This window comes from Duganella paludis, assembly GCF_054461335.1.
On sequence record NZ_CM136922.1, the window covers coordinates 3,958,878 to 3,974,048 of the forward strand.

15 protein-coding genes are annotated in these 15,171 nt (G+C 64.8%); 7 read left to right on the top strand and 8 right to left on the bottom strand.

The genetic code is table 11. From position 1 onward, the window contains the following. Nucleotides 1-10 precede the first annotated feature (10 nt). The 3 genes from rodA (ACXZ1M_RS17495) to ACXZ1M_RS17505 are packed head-to-tail and all read left to right on the top strand — an operon-like array spanning nucleotide 11 to nucleotide 3,362. Complete coding sequence (rodA, locus tag ACXZ1M_RS17495) at nucleotides 11-1,126, top strand: rod shape-determining protein RodA (RefSeq protein WP_459048922.1); 1,116 nt, start codon at nucleotides 11-13, stop codon at nucleotides 1,124-1,126. After that, nucleotides 1,126-2,223 carry a rod shape-determining protein RodA gene (gene rodA, locus ACXZ1M_RS17500; RefSeq protein ID WP_459048923.1) on the top strand — a complete coding sequence of 366 codons (1,098 nt, stop codon included), beginning with the start codon at nucleotides 1,126-1,128 and terminating at the stop codon, nucleotides 2,221-2,223. Before rodA (ACXZ1M_RS17495) ends, rodA (ACXZ1M_RS17500) begins: the two co-directional genes overlap by 1 nt. A 14-nt stretch (nucleotides 2,224-2,237) precedes the next feature. Then, nucleotides 2,238-3,362: a septal ring lytic transglycosylase RlpA family protein gene (locus ACXZ1M_RS17505; protein WP_459048924.1), complete on the top strand. Its 1,125-nt coding sequence runs from the start codon at nucleotides 2,238-2,240 to the stop codon at nucleotides 3,360-3,362. 7 nt (nucleotides 3,363-3,369) lie between these two features. On the opposite strand, the gene ACXZ1M_RS17510 is transcribed toward ACXZ1M_RS17505, so the two are convergent. The 8 genes from ACXZ1M_RS17510 to ACXZ1M_RS17545 all read right to left on the bottom strand — a co-directional run bounded on the left by ACXZ1M_RS17510 (nucleotide 3,370) and on the right by ACXZ1M_RS17545 (nucleotide 9,955). After that, nucleotides 3,370-4,053 carry an SPOR domain-containing protein gene (locus tag ACXZ1M_RS17510; protein ID WP_459048925.1) on the bottom strand — a complete coding sequence of 228 codons (684 nt, stop codon included), beginning with the start codon at nucleotides 4,051-4,053 and terminating at the stop codon, nucleotides 3,370-3,372. Nucleotides 4,054-4,056: 3 nt separating this feature from the next. Beyond that, a complete protein-coding gene (locus ACXZ1M_RS17515; protein ID WP_459048926.1) occupies nucleotides 4,057-4,815 on the bottom strand; it encodes a type III pantothenate kinase in 759 nt (252 codons plus the stop codon). Next, entirely contained in the window at nucleotides 4,812-5,606 is a 795-nt protein-coding gene (locus ACXZ1M_RS17520) for a biotin--[acetyl-CoA-carboxylase] ligase (protein ID WP_459048927.1), read from the bottom strand. Before ACXZ1M_RS17520 ends, ACXZ1M_RS17515 begins: the two co-directional genes overlap by 4 nt. Then, complete coding sequence (locus ACXZ1M_RS17525; RefSeq protein WP_459048928.1) at nucleotides 5,603-6,382, bottom strand: SDR family oxidoreductase; 780 nt, start codon at nucleotides 6,380-6,382, stop codon at nucleotides 5,603-5,605. Before ACXZ1M_RS17525 ends, ACXZ1M_RS17520 begins: the two co-directional genes overlap by 4 nt. A 2-nt stretch (nucleotides 6,383-6,384) precedes the next feature. Next, nucleotides 6,385-7,059 (bottom strand): thiol:disulfide interchange protein DsbA/DsbL, encoded by a 675-nt coding sequence (locus tag ACXZ1M_RS17530; protein WP_459048929.1) that lies wholly within the window; start codon nucleotides 7,057-7,059, stop codon nucleotides 6,385-6,387. Nucleotides 7,060-7,068: 9 nt separating this feature from the next. Then, on the bottom strand, nucleotides 7,069-7,782 hold the full coding sequence (locus tag ACXZ1M_RS17535; protein ID WP_459048930.1) for an SPOR domain-containing protein: 714 nt from the start codon (nucleotides 7,780-7,782) through the stop codon (nucleotides 7,069-7,071). A 21-nt stretch (nucleotides 7,783-7,803) separates the two neighbouring features. Beyond that, the gene (gene argS / locus ACXZ1M_RS17540) at nucleotides 7,804-9,513 is read right to left on the bottom strand and encodes an arginine--tRNA ligase (RefSeq protein ID WP_459048931.1); all 1,710 of its coding nucleotides are present in this window, start codon (nucleotides 9,511-9,513) and stop codon (nucleotides 7,804-7,806) included. 118 nt (nucleotides 9,514-9,631) lie between these two features. Further along, complete coding sequence (locus ACXZ1M_RS17545) at nucleotides 9,632-9,955, bottom strand: hypothetical protein (protein WP_459048932.1); 324 nt, start codon at nucleotides 9,953-9,955, stop codon at nucleotides 9,632-9,634. A gap of 146 nt (nucleotides 9,956-10,101) precedes the next feature. On the opposite strand from ACXZ1M_RS17545, the gene rsmB reads away from it, so the two are divergent. The 4 genes from rsmB (at nucleotide 10,102) to ACXZ1M_RS17565 (ending at nucleotide 15,168) form a co-directional block, all read left to right on the top strand. Beyond that, on the top strand, nucleotides 10,102-11,511 hold the full coding sequence (rsmB, locus tag ACXZ1M_RS17550; protein WP_459048933.1) for a 16S rRNA (cytosine(967)-C(5))-methyltransferase RsmB: 1,410 nt from the start codon (nucleotides 10,102-10,104) through the stop codon (nucleotides 11,509-11,511). Nucleotides 11,512-11,578: 67 nt separating this feature from the next. Beyond that, complete coding sequence (locus tag ACXZ1M_RS17555) at nucleotides 11,579-12,103, top strand: DUF4390 domain-containing protein (protein ID WP_459054037.1); 525 nt, start codon at nucleotides 11,579-11,581, stop codon at nucleotides 12,101-12,103. Beyond that, a complete protein-coding gene (locus ACXZ1M_RS17560) occupies nucleotides 12,104-14,395 on the top strand; it encodes a sensor histidine kinase (RefSeq protein WP_459048934.1) in 2,292 nt (763 codons plus the stop codon). Between the two features lie 59 nt (nucleotides 14,396-14,454). Then, nucleotides 14,455-15,168, top strand: a complete 714-nt coding sequence (locus ACXZ1M_RS17565) for a response regulator (protein ID WP_459048935.1) — start codon at nucleotides 14,455-14,457, stop codon at nucleotides 15,166-15,168. Nucleotides 15,169-15,171 lie beyond the last annotated feature (3 nt).

Sequence of the window (15,171 nt, forward strand, 5' to 3'; positions counted from 1 at the left end):
ACTACCCAACATGCGCATACATGAAAGACGTTCGCTGTGGCGTCGCATGCGGCCATACTTCACCGTATTCGACGGCCCGCTGACGGCCATCATCATCATGCTGCTGACGGTCAGCATGATCACGCTGTACTCGGCCAGCATCGGCATTCCGGGCAAGATCGAAGACCAAGTGCGCAACATCTGCCTGTGCTTCTTCGTGATGTGGCTGGTGGCTAACATCTCGCCGCAAATGATGATGCGGATCGCCGTGCCGGCCTACGCCTTTGGCGTGTTCCTGCTGGTGTGCGTGGCGCTGTTCGGCACCATCAAGCTGGGCGCGCGGCGCTGGCTGCACATCGGCGTGGTCGACATCCAGCCGTCCGAATTCATGAAGATCGTCACGCCCCTGATGCTGGCGTGGTACTTCCAGAGCCGCGCCGGCCAGCTGACCTGGAAATCGTATGCGGTGGCGGCGCTGCTGCTGGCGGTGCCGATGGGATTGATCGTGCGCCAGCCCGATTTGGGCACGGCGCTGCTGGTGGTGGCCGCCGGTTTCTGCGTGATCTTCCTGGCCGGCCTGTCGTGGAAAGCCCTGGCGGGATTGCTGGTGGCCGGAGCGGCCGCCTTGCCGGTGATCTGGTCGGTGCTGCACGACTACCAGCGGCAGCGCGTGATGACGCTGATCGATCCGACCTCGGACCCGCTGGGCAAGGGCTTCCACATCATCCAGTCGACCATCGCGGTAGGCTCGGGCGGCGTCACCGGCAAGGGCTGGACCCACGGTACGCAGGCCCACCTTGAATTCATCCCCGAACGCACCACCGACTTTATCTTCGCCGTGTATTCCGAGGAGTTCGGCCTGGTCGGCAACCTGGTGCTGATGGTGCTGTACCTGATGCTGATCGGCCGTGGCCTGATGATCGCCGGGAACGCGCCCAACTTCTTCACGCGCCTGCTGGCCGGCGCCGTTACCATGATTTACTTCACCTACGCTTTCGTCAACATGGGCATGGTGAGCGGCATCCTGCCGGTGGTGGGTGTGCCGCTGCCGTTCATGAGCTACGGCGGCACCGCGCTGCTGACGCTGGGCATCGGCGCCGGCATCCTGATGAGCATTCAGCGGCACCGCAAACTGGTGCAGACCTGATGGCCTTCGCCGAGCGGCGCTCCTGGTGGCGGCGCTTGCGTCCCTATGTGATGGTGTTCGATGCGCCGCTGGCGCTGATCATTGCGGCGCTGCTGTCGGTCGGCCTGATTACGCTGCATTCGGCCGGCATGGCGATTCCCGGCAAGGTATGGGATCAGCTGCGCAATATTGCGGCGGCGGTGCTGGTGATGTGGCTGGTGGCGAATATTCCGCCGCAGACCATGATGCGGCTGGCGGTGCCGATGTACGTGCTGGGCGTGGCGCTGCTGGTGGCGGTGGCGCTGTTCGGCATCATCAAGGGCGGCTCGCGCCGCTGGCTGTATGTCGGCGTGCAGATCCAGCCTTCCGAATTGATGAAGATCGCCATGCCGCTGATGCTGGCCTGGTTCTTCCAGCGCGAGCAGGGACATTTGCGTTGGCAGTCCTACGCGGTGGCGGCGCTGCTGCTGGCGATACCGGCCGGCCTGATCGCGCGCCAGCCGGACCTGGGCACGGCCATGCTGGTGACGGCGGCCGGCGCCTGTGTGATTTTCCTCGGCGGCTTGTCGTGGAAAGCCGTGGCGGCATTGGGCGCCGCCGGCGCCGCCGGCCTGCCGCTGCTGTGGGCCGTGATGCACGACTACCAGCGCGACCGCGTGCTGACGCTGATCGATCCCTATCACGACCCGCTGGGCAAGGGCTTCCACATCATCCAGTCGATGATCGCCATCGGCTCCGGCGGCGTGACCGGCAAGGGCTGGACCCACGGCACGCAGGCCCACCTTGAATTCATCCCGGAACGCACCACCGACTTTATCTTTGCCGTGTTCTCCGAGGAGTTCGGCCTGGCCGGCAACCTGGTGCTGATGGTCTTGTACCTGCTGCTGATCTGGCGCGGCATGGCCATCGCGCAGAACGCGCCGACGCTGTTTACACGCCTGCTGGCCGGCGCCATCACCATGATTTTCTTCACCTACGCCTTCGTCAACATGGGCATGGTGAGCGGCATCGTGCCGGTGGTGGGCGTGCCGCTGCCGTTCATGAGTTACGGCGGAACGGCGCTGATGACCCTCGGTCTCGCTGGCGGTATCTTGATGAGTATTCAGCGGCATCGATGATACTATCTCGGCCTATGCGTTTACACAGTCATCATTACTACAAGCTTTCCATAATTGCCACAGCGCTGGCGCTGGCCGGCTGCGGCACTGCGCCGGTAGATACCCAGCCGGCGCCGCGCCCGGTGCAGACCACCGGCCCGGTGATCAAATCGCCGTCCGGCCACAAGGCCGATCCTTCGCTGCCGGTGCTGCCGCCGGCGAATTCCGGACGCGGCGGCTACTACCAGGACGACGGTCCGGGCGACGCGCCGCCGCCCAACCTGGCCGATACGCCGGACGCCGACGTGCGCAACGATCCGCTGCTGCCACGCTCCAATCGGCCCTACGTCGTCTTCGGCAAGACCTACACGCCGATCACCGACGAGCAGCCGTTTACGCAGATCGGCGTCGGCAGCTGGTACGGCAAAAAATTCCACGGCCAGCGCACCTCGTCCGGTGAGCTGTACGACATGTACAAGATGACCGCCGCCCATCCCACGCTGCCGATTCCATCCTATGCGCGGCTGAGCAATTTGCTGAGTGGTGCCACGGTGATCGTGCGCATCAACGATCGCGGGCCGTTCCACGCCAACCGCGTGATCGACGTTTCTTATACGGCGGCGCTGAAACTGGGCCTGTTGGGCAAGGGCAGCCACGAACTGAAGATCGAACGCATCCTGCCCGATGAAGTGGACCGCATTCTGGCGACCCGCGAGGGCGTCTCCGGCACCACCAAGGCGCGCTTGACGCCGCAACTGAAGGACCGTCTGGTGCAGGCATCGAATGCACCGACCGCGAAGGTTACCGCCACCATGATCGATCAGCCGCTGGTGCTGACACCGTCAGCGCCGGCCGGCCCGTCGAAGGAGATCGAAGCGCTGATGCTGGCCGACCGCGCACCGGCCGGCTACGCCGCGCCCACGCCGGCGTCGGCAGCGGCGGGCGGTTTCTATTTGCAGCTGGGCGCCTATTCGCGCGCGGAGAATGCGGAAACCGTGCGTGCGCGGCTGACCGGAAAATTCGATGCGATGGAAGTGGTGCAGGGCGGTGCGGTGTTCCGCCTGTTCGGCGGTCCGTTCGCCACGCGCCAGGAAGCGCAGCAAGCGGCGCAAGGGCTGCCGCCGGCGCTGGGCCTCAAGCCCATCGTCGTGCAGCGCTGAACTGCGCTTATTTGCAGTTACGGATGTCGGCGTTCGGGAAGCCGGCGCGGATTTTTTCCAGTTTGGTTTTGAGCGCGGCGTCGACGTCGCGGAACTGGTAGGCCAGCAGTTTGCTGCCGCTCATGCGCGGCGTGATGCGCGCGCTGCGCACACCTTGCTTCATCAATGCGGCCAGCTGGTTTTGCGCCGCGCCTTCGGTCTTGAACACGCCCAGCGAAATCCCCCAGCGCAGCGGTGAATTGTCGGACATGACGAAGTAGTTGGTCACGCCCAGCGCGCGCAGTTCGCCGGCTTTCTTGTCGGCGCCTTCCTTGCTGCCCTGTGGCGGAATGTGGACGATGTAGCCCGACACTTCGTTGCCCGGCAGGTTGTGGCGCGACTGGCGGTCGCCCAGCTTCAGTGCTTCGAGCTGGTTTTCAAAGCGGCGGCCGTCGGCCAGTGCGAAGCTGCCGATTTCCAGGCAGGCCTGTACTTCCGGCGCGGCCTCGGTGGCGGTTGCGCTGGCTGCACCGGCTGTATTGACGGCGTTGGCCTTCTCGGCCGGGATGATGGTCAGCTTGTCGGCGTTGAGCTGCTTGAGCAGGCGCTCCGGTTCGTGCTCGTTGCCGCTGAAGTGGCCCAGGTAGCCGCGTCCATACGCGAACAGCGCGGCGTTCACGGCAAGCAGGGACCAGAAAATAAACTTCAGCACGGGCTATCCTTGTTCTGCGCTGCGCACGACCGCTTGCAGGCCGACCAGCACAATGTTCTCGACGATCCGGTACGGCACCTTGAGCATCGGCGCGATGTAGGGCGCGGCGCCGCCGGAGATGATGCATTCGGCGGCTTGATGCTGGGCGCAGGCGTGTTCGATGGCGCCGCTCTGCGCGGCCAGTATGCCGCTCAGGATCGCGTCGTCGGTGTTGTCCGCGAATCCATCCGCCAGCTTACCGTCTTGGGCGATCTGCGGCAACTGCGCGGTGTTGCGCGCCAGCGAACTGGCCATCAGGCCCAGGCCCGGCAGGATCATCCCGCCGAGGAAGACGCCGTCCGGCGTGACGGCATCGATGGTGGTGGCGGTGCCGCAGTTGACCACGATGATAGGCACGTCCGGCGCCAGCGTATGGCCGGCGATTGCGGCGGCGAAACGGTCGCAGCCCAGTTGCGCCGGATTGCGGTAGCCGTTGGTCAGGCCGGCCAGCACCGGCAGCGAAGCAAACCATTCGGCCTGCATCTCCGGCATGCAGCGCTGCAGCACATACTCCAGCTGCACGCGCAGTGCGTTGCCGGCGACGTTGGCGATCAGCACGCGGTCCACGCCGTGGCTGGCCGCCGCCTCGCACCACGCCAGTTCCAGTTGCGGCATGTCGGCGTGGGCGACGGCGCCGTAAGCGGTCCATTCGCCAGGTGCGTTCACTGCATCCACCAGCGCCCATTTGACGCGCGTGTTGCCGGCGTCGATCAGTAGAATCATGCTTGGTCTCCGGATAAGCGTAGCGAGATATCGCCGGACAAAACTTCCACCCGCCCCTGCGGTGTGTCGAGCAGCAGGCGGCCGATGGCGTCCACGCCGGCGGCGCGGCCCTGCTGCAGCACGGCGCCGTCGTCGAGCAGGACCACGTCCTTGCCCTGCCAGGCGTGCAATGCATTCCAGCGCTCGACGAAGGGCGCGAAGCCGGTGTCGTCGAATTCCGCCAGCACGGCGGCCAGGCGGCTGAGCAGCGCGGCCATCAGCTGGTTGCGGTCCATCTGCGCCAGCCACGGCGCGGCGGCGACCTCGCGGCCGATCTGCGCTTCCAGTTCGTCCGGCATGAGGAGGTTGATGCCGGCGCCGATCACGGCCCAGATGGCGCCGTCGTTTTTATCGGTCTGCGTCTCGACCAGGATGCCGGCCAGCTTGGCGCCGTCGCGCAGCAAATCGTTGGGCCACTTGATCTGCACCGGCACGCCGAGCGAGCAGATGGTTTCAGCCAGCGCCACGCCGACCGCCATCGGCAGGCCGCTCATATTGTGCAGCGGACCCTTGAAGCGCCACGCCAGCGAGAACATCAGCGCGGCGCCGGGCGCGGACAGCCAGGAACGGCCGGCGCGGCCGCGTCCCGCCGTCTGGTTTTCGGCGATGCGCAGCAGCGGGCCTGTCAGGCTGTCGATGCGGGCCAGCAGGTCGGCGTTGGTGGAGCCGGTTTCGGCCACCACTTCAATGGCGACGTGGCTGGCCGAGGTGGCGCAATACGCGCTGATGGCGGGCGCGGACAAATGGTTCATGATGCTTGTTTTCGTGGCTTGTGCGGAGCCTTGCTGAAGGCCCAGTCGTAGACGGTGTTCGGCAACAGGCGCAGCACCTTGGCGACGATGCCCATCTGCCAGGGGATGACGGCGTAGCTGCGGCCGGCCGCGATCACCTGCACCGCGCTGTTGGCGAATTTTTCCGGCGCCATCAGGAACGGCATCGGATAGGGATTGGCCTGCGTCATGGGCGTGTCGATGTAGCCGGGGCAGATGGTGACCACGCGGATGCCGTAGGGCTGCATCTCCAGCCGCAGCGATTCGCAGTAGCTGATGACGGCGGCCTTGGATGCACTGTAGGCTTCCGCGCCGGGCAGGCCGCGTATGCCGGCCACGCTGCCGATGCCCACCAGCCGGCCCGGCGTGCGCTGTGCGCGCATGGCGGCGATGAAGGGCGCGAAGGTGGCGGCGGTGGCGACCACGTTGGTGGCGATGATGTCGGAGAAGACCGCCAGGTCTTCGGCGAATTCGGTGAGCGTGCCGGCCGAGACGCCGGCGTTGGCGATCACCACGTCGACGCCGCCCGCATGTGCGAGGAACTGCTGCGCGGCGTTGGCGATGGCGGCGTGATCGAGCACGTCCACCGCGTAGGCGCGGTGCTGTGGCGGATTGGGGAGCGTGGCGATCAGGGCGGCGAGGGTTTCACCGCGCCGGGCCAGGAGGCCCAGCGTGGCGCCCTGCGCCGCATAGCGGCGGGCCAGGGCGGCGCCCAAGCCGCTGGAGGCGCCGGTGATGAAGACGCGCAAAGGCGTCATGCTTATTTCTTCTCTGCTTTGGCTTTGGCGACCAGCACGTCCAGCACTTGCGCGACTTTCTCGTGCAGCTGCGCTTCGGTGGTGGACGATTGCTTTTCAGCGTCGGCCATGGTCGGGGAGGTCATGTACTTGCCGTCCACCGCCAGCATCGGCCACGAATCGACGGTGTAGGCGTCCATCATGGAGACCGATTTGCGCACGCGGCCGGCCACGCCGAAGCCGCGATAGGTATCGATGAATTTCTGCTTGTCGATGCCTTGTTTGGCGATGAATTCGAACACTTGTTCATCGCGGCGCATCGGGTTGCGGTTGACGTGGATTTCGTTGAAGGCCTTGGTGTGCAGGTCTTGCGTCAGCAAACCCATGGCTTCCAGCGTGAAGTACATTTTCTGCTGCGGCAGGTCGGTGCCGGAGCGCGAGATGTGCATGCGCTTGAAGACGATGTTGTCGCCCTGTTTCTTGACCCAGGCGTTCAGCGATTCGTCGTAGTGCGCGCAGTGCGGGCAGGCGTAGTCGAAGAACTCGATGATCTCCACTTTCTTACCGGTGTCCACAGGCTGCGGCGCGGCCAGCGTTTTGTATTCGACACCGTTTTTCGGATCGGCGGGCGATGCCGTGGCGCTCAGCGCAATGGCGCCGGCCAGCGTGGCGGTCAGGATGAACTTCAGAATACGCATCGATGCTCCTTATTTTTGGTTACGTACAACGGCGACGTCGATGCCGTTTTCGGACAGTTTGCTACGGACCTTGTTCATCGCTTCGACCTGGTTGTATGGGCCGAGGCGCACGCGGTGCAGCACGCCGGTGTCGGTCGAACGGTCCGAGATGTTGGCTTCAAAGCCCAGCAACGCCAGCTTGGCGCGCGCGCTTTCGGCGTCGCCCACTTCGCGGAAGGCGCCGGCCTGCAGGTAGTAGATGAATTTCTCGTCGCCGGCGGCCGCCGGTTGCGGCGCGATGTTGGCGGCGTTCGGCGCTGCCGCCGCTGCTGGCGGCGTGGTTGGCTTGGCAGGAGCAGGCGTGGTTGGCGTGCCCTGGATCTTGTCCACCACCGCTTGCAGCTGGTCGGCCGCAGGCTTGGCCGGCGCCGCCGGAGCGGCAGCAGCAGGGCTGGCGGGAGCAGCCTGCTGCTGGTCGCGGGCGAAGTCCTTGGCCGCTTCGCGCGCCGCTTCCTTGTTGCCGTACATTGGCTTGTTCGGATCGGCGATCTGTCCCGCCGTCGGTTCCGCTGTCTTGCCTGCATGGCCCTTGTCCGTGAACGGCGTCGCGCCCTTGGTGATCATCAGCGCCACGACCACTGCGATACTCAGGCCGATGACCAGACCGATGATGATGCCGACGAAGGTGTTGCCTTGTTGTCGCGTACGAGGAATGAAGCTGGAGCGGCTGGAACGGAAATTCATTGTGCGGGATGTCCTTCGCAATTACATTTTGTTGGGAGCCGAGACGCCGATCAGCGCCAGGCCGTTGCGCAGCACCTGGCGGGTGGCCACCATCAGTGCGATACGCGCGGCCTTGAGCGCTTCGTCGTCGACCAGCACGCGTTCGGCAAAGTAGAAGCTGTGCAGGTTGGCGGCCAGGTCGCGCAGGTAGAACGCGATCTGGTGCGGGCCCAGTTCCGCTTGCGCGCGCGCCAGCGTTTCCGGATACGCGGCCAGCGTGGCCAGCAGGGTCGCTTCGGTCGGCGCGGTCAGCGGCGACAGGTCGACGTTGGCCAGGTCGGCTTCGTTGCCGGTCCACTGTTCCAGCATGCGGCAGATGCGCGCGTGGGCGTACTGCACGTAATAGACCGGGTTCTCGTCCGAGGTTTTCAGCGCGACGTCGACGTCGAACACGAATTCGGTGTCGGCCTTGCGCGAGATGAGGAAGAAGCGCACGGCGTCGCGGCCCTTGGTGATGTCGCCGCCGCCCGACCATTCGATCAGGTCGCGCACGGTAACGTAGGAGCCGGCGCGCTTGGAGATCTTGACCTCTTCGCCGCCTTTCATGACGGTGACCATCTTGTGCAGCACGTAGTCCGGGAAGCCTTGCGGCACGCCGACGTTGACCGCCTGCAGGCCGGCGCGCACGCGCGCGATGGTGCCGTGGTGATCGGAGCCCTGGACGTTGATGGCCTGCTGGAAGCCGCGCTGGAACTTGACGATGTGGTAGGCCACGTCCGGCACGAAGTAGGTGTAGGTGCCGTCCTTCTTGCGCATGACGCGGTTCTTGTCGTCGCCGTAGTCTTCGGTGCGCAGCCACAGCGCGCCTTCTTCTTCGTAGGTCTTGCCGGATTTGTTCAGCATGTCGACGGCGGCGTCCACCTTGCCGTCGGCGTACAGCGACGATTCGAGGTAGTAGTTGTCGAACTTGACGCCGAAGGCCTGCAGGTCGATGTCCTGCTCGTTGCGCAGGTAGGTTACGGCGAAGGCGCGGATCGATTCGATGTCTTCGACGTCGCCGGAGGCGGTGGCCGGCGAGCCGTCCGAGGCCGACACGGTTTTCTTCTGCGTGAAGTCGGCGGCGATGTCGGCGATATAGTCGCCGTTGTAGGCCGATTCCGGCCAGGCGGCGTCGCCCGGCTTATGGCCTTGCAGGCGTGCCTGCACCGAGTTGGCCAGGGTCTGGATCTGCACGCCGGCGTCGTTGTAGTAGAACTCGCGGGTGACGTCGTAGCCTTGCGAGACGAACAGCGACGACAGCGCGTCGCCCAGCGCCGCCTGGCGGCCGTGGCCCACGTGCAGCGGGCCGGTCGGGTTGGCGGAGACGAATTCGATGATGACTTTCTTGCCGTTGCCGGCGCTGGCGGTGCCGAAGGCGGCGCCTTGCGCCAGCACGGCCTTGACCACGGCCTGCTTGGCGGCCGCGCTCACGCGCAGGTTGATGAAGCCCGGGCCGGCGATGTCGGCCGACTCCACCAGGCCCTTGCCGGCCGGGTTGGCCAGCAGCGCGTCGACCAGTTTGGTGGCCAGTTCGCGCGGGTTCATTTTCAGCTGCTTGGCCAGCTGCATGGCGATATTACAAGCGACATCGCCGTGCGACGGGTCGCGCGGGCGCTCCAGCACGACGTTGGCAACCACTTCGGTGCCGGCGAGGATAGGGGCGAGGGCGTCCTGGAACAGGGCGGTGATATCTTGTTTTTGTTGGGCTAGCATGCGCTTAAAAATTCATCAGATAGTGGAAACGGCGGGCGCGCGGGCGCCGGCCAAACAGCGGTAATTATACTGTGTTGCCGGCGGTGAGGGGCGACAGTAGGGGCGCGCAGCTACTTGCTTAATGAACAAACTTGGCGGCGAGGAAGGCCAGGCTGGTGGAGAGGCTCACCAAGGTAACAGCCGTGCCGATAAACCATTTGATGAGCCGGCTCTCCATTTGCATGATCAATTTATGCGTTTCGGCGATAGATATGTGCGTCTCGGCGATGGAAATGTGCGTCTTGGCGATGTCTTCCTTGGTCGCGTAGTTCGATTTGATGATGGCGACATCGACCTCCACGGCGCGCAGCCGGGTGTCCACAGCGCGCAACTGGGTGCCAAGGTCGTTGAGTTCCTCAACCACCTGATCGATAACGGACTCGGATTGTGCCGGGATAGCCATGCGCCAATGGTACGCCCAAAAACGCCGCGATGTTTGAGGCGAATCATGGCGGCGGATACAAGTGTTTACATCTCTCGTAATCGCCTTGTCATAAGCGCTGCTGTATACTGCGCGATCACGGCCGTCACCCACTCTGGAATTATCATATGAACAAGCGTCCAACGCTCTCTTTAAAGTCGCCCGTCAAGTCCAAGCCGGCAGCGCCGAAACTGCGCTCCAGCCATGCGCGCGACCTCAAACCAGCGTTGCAGACCAGTTTCCAGACCGGCCTCAAGTCCGATTCGCTGGCATTCAGCCTGATCGGCGCCGCCGGCGCCATCGCCCAGGTCAAAACCGGCACCAACCTGCCGCAGGCGCTGGCCCAGGTCTGGAGCCGCCAGGAAACCACGCCGCAGGCGCGCGGCGCCATGCAGGACATCGCCTACCGCGCCATGCGCCAGCTCGGCCAGAGCGAGGCGCTGATCGCCCTGATGGCGCCCAAGGCGCCCGAGCCGCTGGTGGCGGCCCTGCTGTCGTGCGCGCTGGCGCTGATGACCGCGCCGGACGACACCCCGCCCTACGAAGAATTCACCGTGGTCGACCAGACCGTGACGGCGGCCGACGCCCACCCGGACACCGCCCGCGCCAAGGGCATGGTCAACGCCGTGCTGCGCCGCTTCCTGCGTGAACGCAAGGCCCTGCTGGACGCGGTGCTGCTGCAACCGGTAGCAAAATGGAATTATCCGCAATGGTGGATCGACGCCGTCAAGGCCGCCTGGCCACAGGAATGGCAAGACGTGCTGGCCACCGGCAACAAACCGCCGCCGCTGACCCTGCGCATCAACGCCCGCAAAACCAGCATGGAACAATACCTGGCCACGTTGGCCGAGGCCGGCATGGTCGCCGAGCAGATCGGCCCCTACGCCGTGCGCCTGGAGAAACCGCTGGGCGTGCACCTGATCCCCGGCTTCGACCAGGGCTTGGTATCGGTGCAGGACGCCGGCGCCCAACTGGCGGCGCCGCTGCTGGACGTGCACGACGGCATGCGCGTGCTGGACGCCTGCGCCGCGCCCGGCGGCAAGACCTGCCACATCCTGGAACTGGCCGACGCCCAGGTGACTGCGCTGGACGCCGACGCCAAGCGCCTGACCCGCGTCGGCGAGAATCTGGAACGCCTGCAACTGCAAGCCACGCTCAAGCCGGCCGAAGCTCAGGCCAGCGGCTGGTGGGATGGCCAGCCCTTCGATCGCATCCTGGCCGACGTGCCGTGCACCGCCTCCGGCATCGTGCGCCGCCACCCGGATATCCGCTGGCTGCGCCGCAAGGGCGACACGCTCCAACTTGCAACACTTTCGGGCAAAATCCTCGACAACCTTTGGCAGATGCTAGCGCCGGGTGGTAAATTGCTGTTCGTGACATGTTCCTTGTGGCCGCAGGAATCCGAGGCGCAGGCGGCCGCTTTTGCAGTACGCAATCAGGCTGTCCGACTGGATGCGCCCGGTCAATTGCTCCCCGCCGGCGGCTCCGGGCAGGATCACGATGGTTTGTTTTACGCGCTGTTCCAGAAAAATGCGTAACCACTTGAGTACTTGCCCACCCGTGACGCTACGATTTTTTCGACTCCTGATCGCACCATTGCTGCTGATGCTGGCGCTGCTGCCGCAGCCGTCGCAAGCGTCCGAGGGCGTCGAAATCCGTCGTTCGCTGGTGGAGGCGACCGAAGACGGCTACCGCCTCTCGGCCACCTACGGCTTCGAACTGAGCCGCGAGATGGAAGACGCCCTGCAGTACGGCAAGACCCTGTATTTCTACACCGAAATCGAATTCACCCGCCCGCGCTGGTACTGGTTCGATGAAAAAGCCATCACCGCGCGCCAGACCATCAGCCTGTCGTACAACGTCCTGACCCGCCAATACAACGTGGCCATCAGCGGCAATGTGCACCAGAGTTTCTCCTCGCTCGACGATGCGCTGTTCCTGATCCGCCGCCCCAACCGCTGGCTGGTGGCGCCGCGCGGCGCGCTCAAGGTGGGCGAGACCTACACCGTGCGCCTGAGCATGGGCCTCGACCCCAACTACGTGCCCAAGCCGCTCAAGGTCAACGCCCTCAACAACAACGAGTGGCGCCTGGCGTCCGACAAGAAATCCTTCCAGTACAGGGCCGAGTAAGTGAAGACGGCCTTGCGGTATTTTTCGGTCGTTGGCGGCGGCATCGTCAGTATTCTGTTGTTCATGCTGGCTTCGGCCTCCGACAATTCCGGCTTCTTCGACCGCTACTACGGCTGGCTGCTGGGCCTGAACGCGGCGGTGGCGGTGGCGCTGCTGCTGCTGGTCGCGGTGTCCCTGTTCCGCCTGTATGCGCGCTTCAAGGCCGGCAAGTTCGGCTCCAAGCTGATGTCGCGGCTGGTGATGCTGTTTGCCGCCATCGGCGTGCTGCCGGGGCTGGTGATCTTCCTGGTCTCCGTGCAGTTCGTTTCCCATTCGATTGAATCGTGGTTCAACGTGCCGGTGGAAGAGGCGCTGGAATCGGGTATCAACCTCAGCCGTGCCGGCCTGGACCGCGCGGTCGGCGAGCTGACCGTCACCGCCACCCAGACCGTGCAGGAGCTGGCCGATCGCCCGTTCGGCACCGAGCGCGCCACCTTGGCCAATCTGGTCAAGAACCAGAACGGCATGCAGAACGCCATCATCGTCGACGGCGAAGGCGGGCTGGTGGTCAGTGCCCGGGCCAGCCGCAGCGGCAACCTCAGCGCCGACCTGCCGACCCGCGACATGATGGCCAAGGTGCGCAAGGGCGAGGTGTACGGAGCGCCCGAGGGCGGCAACGAGCTGCACAGCGACCTGGTCAATGCACCGCTGCCGGCCGAAGCCGTCAACAAGCTGCGCCTGCGCGTGCTGATCGCCATTCCCGACCATGTGCAGCCCAACGGCACCCACCTGGCGCCGCGCTACCTGCAATTGCTGCAACTGGCGCCGTCGCAGCTGGCGGCCGACGGCGAAACCATCCGCGCCGCCTACGCCGACTACAAGGAGCGCTTCGACGCCCGCGAAGGCCTGCGCAAGATGTACATCGTGACCTTGACGCTGACCCTGCTGCTGGCCGTGTTCGGCGCCATCGCCAGCGCTTTCCTGATCGCCAGCGATCTGGCCCAGCCGCTGCTGCTGCTGGCCGAGGGCACGCGCGCGGTGGCCGAGGGCGACCTGTCGCCGCGCCCGATCGTCGCCACCTCGGACGAGCTGGGCACGCTGACGCAATCGTTCAACACCATGACGCGCCAGCTGTCGGACGCCCGCAGCGCCGTCGAGCGCAACCGCGCGGCGCTGCAAAACGCCAAGGCCCACCTGGAATCGGTGCTGGCCAATATGTCGGCCGGGGTGATGGTGCTGGACCATGAATTCCACCTGATCAGCTGCAACGACTCGGTCGAACGCATCCTGCAGCAGGCCGGCGTGACCATGATCGGCCAGAAGCTCGACGAGATCGAAGGCTTGCAGGAATTCGGCGGCGCCATCGTGACCGCGTTTGCGGCGCAGAGCGCGCAGTCGGCGGCCGGCCGCAATATCGCGCGCCTGCACTGGCAGCGCCAGCTGGAAGTGCCGCGCCGCGCCGCCAGCATCGAAGGCGGCGACCTGACCCTGCTGACGCGCGGCTCGCGCCTGCCGATCGAGGGCGGCAGCGGCTACCTGGTGGTGTTCGACGATATCTCGGACGTGATCTCGGCCCAGCGCTCGATCGCCTGGGGCGAGGTGGCGCGGCGCCTGGCGCACGAGATCAAGAATCCGCTGACGCCGATCCAGCTGTCGGCCGAGCGCATGCAGATGAAGCTCGAAGACAAGCTGATGCCGTCCGACGCCGAGCTGCTCAACCGTGGCACGGCCACCATCGTCAACCAGGTGGCGGCCATGAAGCGCATGGTCGACGACTTCCGCGACTACGCCAAAACGCCGCCGGCCGTGCTGGAGCCGCTGGACCTGAACGCACTGCTGGACGAGATCCTGCACCTGTACATCAGCGGCGAAGGTAACGACATTATTCATCTTCAGCTGGGCGCCGGTTTGCCGCTGGTGATGGGCGATCCGACCCAGTTGCGCCAGGTCATCCACAACCTGCTGCAGAACGCGCAGGACGCCATGGCCGAGCTGGCGGACGGCGCACCGCAGGCGCGCATTGACGTGATCACCGAAGCCATTCATTATCAGGGCGCGGATGGTAACCAGCGCACAGCGGTGCGCCTGGCGATCTCCGATAATGGACCAGGATTTGCACCAAAAATATTGGCCAAGGCCTTCGAACCCTACGTCACGTCGAAGGCGCGCGGCACCGGTCTGGGACTGGCGATGGTGAAAAAAATTATCGAGGAACATGGGGGACGGATCGATATCCAGAACCATGTCGATAGAAGTGGCGCGTCGGTGTTGATTTTGCTGTTAAAGTTAGCTCCGGCGTCGCAAAATAGCTAAAATGCTATGACTACAAAAATCATTGCCGCCTACAGGTGGTGAAATGAGGACAAGGGAAGATGGCAAACATTCTGGTGGTTGACGATGAAATGGGTATCCGCGAGTTGCTCTCGGAAATCTTGAGCGACGAGGGACATGCAATACAACTGGCGGAAAATGCCCAACAGGCGCGGGAAGCACGCGCCCAGGGTGCGCCGGACCTGGTGCTGCTCGATATCTGGATGCCGGATACGGACGGCGTGACCCTGCTCAAGGAATGGCAGCGCGACGGCCTGCTCACCATGCCGGTGATCATGATGTCTGGCCACGCGACAATCGACACGGCGGTCGAAGCCACCCGCATCGGCGCCTTGAATTTCCTGGAAAAACCGATCGCCCTGCAAAAGCTGTTGAAAGCCGTGCAGGCCGGCCTGACCCGTGCGCAGGAAAGCGTGCGCGCACCGGCGCTGGCGCCGCGTCCGATCACCACGGCACAGCCGGAAGAATCGATCTCGCAAGGCTTCGCGCAGCCGACCGCCTCGGCGGCAATCGCCGTGCGCGGCGGCGCCACCGTGGCAGGCGCCGACAACCACATGTTCAACCTGTCGTTCGACCTGCCGCTGCGCGAAGCACGCGATGCGTTCGAGCGCATGTACTTCGAGCACCATCTGGGCCGCGAAGGCGGCAGCATGACGCGCGTGGCCGAAAAGACCGGCCTGGAGCGCACCCACTTGTATCGCAAGCTCAAGCAGCTAGGCGTGGAGCCGGGCAAGCTGGCCAAGAAGAACGCGTAATCC